This window comes from Mesoflavibacter sp. CH_XMU1422-2, from assembly GCF_037029245.1.
Taxonomy (GTDB): Bacteria; Bacteroidota; Bacteroidia; order Flavobacteriales; family Flavobacteriaceae; genus Mesoflavibacter; species Mesoflavibacter zeaxanthinifaciens.
This window is the reverse complement of sequence record NZ_JAYMEE010000035.1, coordinates 1-5,269: the sequence shown is the minus strand read 5'-3', so window position 1 is coordinate 5,269 and position 5,269 is coordinate 1. Positions and strand designations below refer to the sequence as shown.

Annotated in this window: 3 protein-coding genes; all 3 read left to right on the top strand. The window is 30.5% G+C overall.

Annotation, left to right across the window (positions count from 1 at the left end):
* The first annotated feature begins 104 nt into the window (after positions 1 to 104).
* The 3 genes from WA340_RS05615 (at position 105) to WA340_RS05605 (ending at position 5,067) form a co-directional block, all read left to right on the top strand.
* Complete coding sequence (locus WA340_RS05615) at positions 105 to 572, top strand: hypothetical protein (RefSeq protein WP_336127780.1); 468 nt, start codon at positions 105 to 107, stop codon at positions 570 to 572.
* 173 nt (positions 573 to 745) lie between these two features.
* Positions 746 to 1,573, top strand: coding sequence for a tetratricopeptide repeat protein (locus WA340_RS05610; protein ID WP_336127778.1), 828 nt, complete (start codon positions 746 to 748; stop codon positions 1,571 to 1,573).
* A 311-nt stretch (positions 1,574 to 1,884) separates the two neighbouring features.
* Complete coding sequence (locus WA340_RS05605; RefSeq protein WP_336127776.1) at positions 1,885 to 5,067, top strand: Eco57I restriction-modification methylase domain-containing protein; 3,183 nt, start codon at positions 1,885 to 1,887, stop codon at positions 5,065 to 5,067.
* Positions 5,068 to 5,269 lie beyond the last annotated feature (202 nt).

Below are 5,269 nucleotides of genomic sequence, written 5' to 3'. Positions count from 1 at the left end.
ATTCATTGCAATTTTCTATCTTTCAGTCTCAATCGGAAAATCGTACCGATTTTCCGCAACTGAAATTTATACGCTAACGTTGGCGGTAATTTGAACAAAACGAAATGGATGATTTTTTACTTTTCTGGGGAATAATATTATTAATTGGAGTAATCTTATTTTTTGGAATTCCATATCTTGTTTTCTACACTTTAAAAAAACTCGGAAAACCAAAAGTTGGAAAAATAATCGGAAGTGGAATTTTATTAGTGTTTATTTTTTTTACGACTTATGTATTATTTGAGGACTATTTCTTTTTTAAAAGTTCGGCAACAAATGAACTGAAACAAATGAATTTAGTATTGAATGACGATTTCGAGATTATAAAAAATGAAAGTGGAGGATTTACAGATTACTACCAAGTTTTTGAATTAAAAATATCAGAACAAGATGCTATTAGATTAACTAAAAATAAAAATGCAAAATCGGAATTAATTACTGTTTCCCAAAAAGTAATTGAAAATAATATATGGAAACAGGTAAAAATCGACACTGAAAATAAAGTGTTAATTTACGAGTATTTTGTTAATTAAAAACTACCGCCAACAATGTATAACCGCAATTACGGCGGATTCGACTGCGTCCGAATCCACTCGGAATTGCTAACGTCAGTGCTTAACCGAAAATTATTAACTTTAAACCCGTAACTGACGGTTATACGAGACCGTTGGCTACAATTTGAAAAATGCTCGCAAATGTTAACATAATGAAACTTGCTTTTGAAGCTTTGGAACAGGCTTCAATGAAAGAGAATTTTTCTGATTTTATGAATCAGTTAATTCAAAAGGCATTTGAGTTATGGGAATTTAGAGATTTTAATTCTGCGATTGACAAGTGCGATGAATTTATCGAATGGAATTCGGAAATTCAATTTATTCACTTATTCAAGGCAATGATTCACTCATCTGCTAAAGAATTTTACAAATCACAACTAATAGTTGACGGAATTGACAATGGAACGTTAGAAGATTATGAAATAAAAATCAGTCTATTCATTTCAGCCATCAATCAATTTTACACCGACAAATATCAAAAAGCATTGGATTTATGCAATGAGTTTTTGAAACTCGACGATGGAGAATTTACCGAAATCCATATTATCAGAGGGTTTGCGAATGCTTCAATGGAAAAGCACAAAGAGGCTATCAAGGATTTTAAAATTGCATTAAAAGACACAGACCAAGAAAATGCTATTAAAGCAAATTTAGCCTACAGCTATTTGAGAAATAAAAATCACCTTAAAGCTCTTTTGCTCTATAGAAAAATTTCAAAAGTATATCCAGACCAATGGAAAGTTCAATACAATACAGGTTTATCTTATTTTAAGTTCGCTCAATTCCGAAAAGCAATGCCATTTCTGAACAAAACGGAAAAATTAAAACCTGACTTTGCTGGAACATATTTGACCAGAGGATTTATATATTTAAAAAAAGGGAAAAAAGAATTGGCTCATAACGACTTTCTTAAAGCAAAAGAGCTTGGAGCTGAAAGAAACTATAATATAATAATGAGAAAATATTATCATAAATATTAAAAACTGTAGCCAACAACGGCTATAGTTCATTACGGCTGAAATTCCCAATCGGAATTTCAAGCCTTTTTAATAATTTTATGGTTACGGCGGAATGATATTCGCGTACCATTCCGTAACGAAACCATAGCCCAAACCGTTGTAAGTAATGCGGAAATCGTGCTGAAATTGAACATTTGAACTAAAAAAGCCAACTCACAAACAGCACATTTATTTTTTTGCCAATGCGAAAAGCCAACGCTGAAAAAATAAAAGAGCTGTTTCTTGCCAACGCTCGGAATAATATTAAATTTGAGAAAAAAGATTAAAATTTTATGAGCTTATTTCAGAACTCTGTTCTAAACAAATATTTAAAAGGATTGGAGTCCGAAAAAGTCAATCAAGCTTACGAGCGATTTTCAAGCCATTTCCATAATCCGACCATTCAAGAAAACATAAGAAATTCCAAAGAGGAACAATATCAAGGCGAATTTCTGATTGACCTTTTTGTAAATGTTTTAGGTTACATTAAAAACCCAACACCTGACTTTAATCTCACAACGGAATTAAAAAATATAAAAGGTTCTAAAAAAACTGATGGAGCAATTTTAAAAGGAGAAAAAGCACTTGCAGTAATTGAACTAAAAGGAACAAATACAACTGATTTAAGCAAAGTAGAAACCCAAGCATTTGGATATAAAAACAACCAACCTGGTTGTAATTATGTAATTACTTCCAACTTTGAGAAGTTGCGTTTTTACATTGACAACGCAGTTGACTTTGAGGAATTTAATTTATTTCAGCTTTCAAAAGAACGTTTTGATATGCTTTGGCTTTGCCTTTCATCAGAATATCTTTTAAAAGACATTCCGAAAAAGATTAAAGACGAATCTTTAACGCAGGAAGAAAACGTAACCAAAAAATTATACAAAGATTACGCTTCATTTAGAAACGAGATTTTTGATGCCATTCAAAAAGAAAATCCAGAATACGATAAACTGACTTTATTCAAGAAAACGCAGAAGCTACTCGACCGTTTTCTATTTATCTTTTTTGCAGAAGACAGATTGTTACTACCACCAAACTCAATTCGTTCAATCGTAAACCAATGGACTGATTTACGTGATAAATATGATGAGTATTTTCCTTTATACGACCGATTTAAAAAGTATTTCGGTTATATGAACACAGGACACAAAGGACAGCAACACGATATTTTTGCCTACAATGGTGGACTTTTTGCACCAGACGAAATTTTAGACAACATCAAAATCAATGACGATTTACTGCATAAACACACAATAAATTTAAGCAACTACGATTTTGAGAGTGAAGTAAGCGTAAACATACTTGGGCACATCTTTGAACATTCGTTAAACGACATTGACGAAATACAAGCAGAAATACAAGGAGTTTCATCTGACCAAAGTAAAACCAAACGTAAAAAAGACGGTGTTTTCTACACACCTAAATATATTACCAAATATATTGTAGATAATACAGTTGGTAAACTTTGTGAAGAAAAGAAAACTGAACTTGACATACAAGAAGCTGAATACGAAAAAGAACGTAGAGGCAGACAAAAAGCGACCTTAAAAAAGTTATCTCAAAAATTAGAAGATTACAGAAAATGGTTGTTGCAAATTACGATTTGCGACCCAGCTTGTGGAAGTGGTGCTTTTTTAAATCAAGCATTAGAATTTCTAATTGCAGAACACAGGTACATTGATGAATTGCAAGCCAAATTGTTTGGAGATGCAATGGTATTGAGCGAAGTGGAGAACGCAATTTTAGAAAATAACATTTATGGTGTTGACATCAATGATGAAAGTGTGGAAATTGCAAAATTATCACTTTGGTTACGTACAGCTCAAAAAGGCAGAAAACTAACGTCTTTAAACAATAATATTAAATGTGGTAACAGTTTAATTGATGACGCAACTTTTGCTGGAGAAAAAGCTTTTAATTGGAATAACGAATTTCCAGAAGTTTTTGCAAAAGGTGGTTTTGATGTTATTATTGGAAATCCACCTTATGTTAGACACGAGATAATTAAAGAGTTTAAACCTTCATTTCAAAAGGATTATGAAACATATTTAAGTACAGCAGATTTATATGTGTATTTCATTGAATTAGGCATCAAAGCTTTAAAAACAAACGGATTATTAGGTTTTATTAATCCAAACAAATTTATCAAAGCATCATATGGTAAAAATTTAAAACAGTTTTTAAGTAAATTACAAATTGATCAATTAATTGATTTTGGAGAATTAAATGTTTTTCAAGATGCTGTTACCTCACCTCTTATTTTGATAATTAGCAATAAAGTTTTTAACTATGATGCTAAATATCTTCAAATTCAAACTCTTAAAAATTTAGATATTAATTTTAGCCTGAAAAATGAGGGAATAAATCTAAAACCTGAAATCTTTCAACAAGAAAAATGGAATTTAATATCAGAAAAAGAACTTTCAATTTTAAATAAAGTTCAAAACAATGGAATTTCCATTGCTAGCAACAAAGAATTAGATATTAAATATGGTTTAAAAACGGGTTATAACGATGCTTTTATAATAAGCGATGAAGTACAAAAAGATATAATCACAAAAGACCCAAAGTCTGCCGAATTAATCAAAAAATTTATTGATGGCGATGATGTTCGGAAGTTTGAAATTAGAAGTAAAGGAAAGCATTTGATTTGTATTCCAAGTGGTTATACAGATTCACAAGGAGAGTTTGAAAATGAAGATGATGCGTGGTTATGGCTAAAAACTAATTTTTCTGGAATTGCTGAATTTTTAGAACCATTTAAAGAGAAAGCAAAAAAACGTAGTGATAAAGGAAAATATTGGTGGGAATTAAGAGCTTGTGATTATTACAATCTTATTGATAACCCAAAAATTATTTATCCAGAAATTGCAATGAGTTCACGTTTTGCGTTTGACGAGGAAAGCACTTATATAAACAAAACAATATTTTTAATTAATAGTTCAAGTCTTTCCTTATTGGGCTTGTTAAATTCAAAACTCATTTGGTATTATTTAATGAATATTTGTGCTTCACTTGGTGACCCAAAAAATGGCGGAAGATTGAATATGCAAAGAATCTATTTAGAAACTATAAGTTTTCCAGAGCATTTAATACTTGAAAGTTCAGATTTGTCTGAACCTGCTAAAACTGTAAGAACTTTATATACTTCTCTTAACAAAAAGATAAATCGTTTTAGAAAAAGAATATTAAACACAGAAAGTTTTGGCATTGACAAACTATCTAAAAAGCTAAACGAGTTTTACGATTATGATTTTAAAACCTTTTTGGCAGAACTTAAGAAAAAGAAAATCACGTTAAGTCTTTCTCAACAAGACGAATGGGAAGAATATTTTGATGAATATAATAAAGAGATAAACGAACTTAAAAGTCGCATAAATGAAATTGAAAATGAAATTGATAATTTGATTTATAAACATTATGAATTGACTGAAGAGGAAATTAAAATAGTAGAAAATGCCAACGCATAAGCCATACACATTTGCAATTCGCTAAAGCCAACGCGAAACCAAAAATTGCAAAAGAGTATGTCTTGCCAACGCTCACATTTAAACTAAATAAGAAACTTCTGAAAACCAAACTGAATAAAAAAAGCACTACTTACAACAAAGAACTGAGGCAATAAACAAGTAAAATATTAATTATTTATTGCTAGAGTACTTCTATGTTCAC

What these genes read in the sequence shown, in the direction of transcription:
- WA340_RS05615 (WP_336127780.1), top strand. Translation starts at nt 105, where the DNA reads ATGGATGATTTTTTACTTTTCTGGGGAATAATATTATTAATTGGAGTA.
- WA340_RS05605 (WP_336127776.1), top strand. Translation starts at nt 1,885, where the DNA reads ATGAGCTTATTTCAGAACTCTGTTCTAAACAAATATTTAAAAGGATTG.
- WA340_RS05610 (WP_336127778.1), top strand. Translation starts at nt 746, where the DNA reads ATGAAACTTGCTTTTGAAGCTTTGGAACAGGCTTCAATGAAAGAGAAT.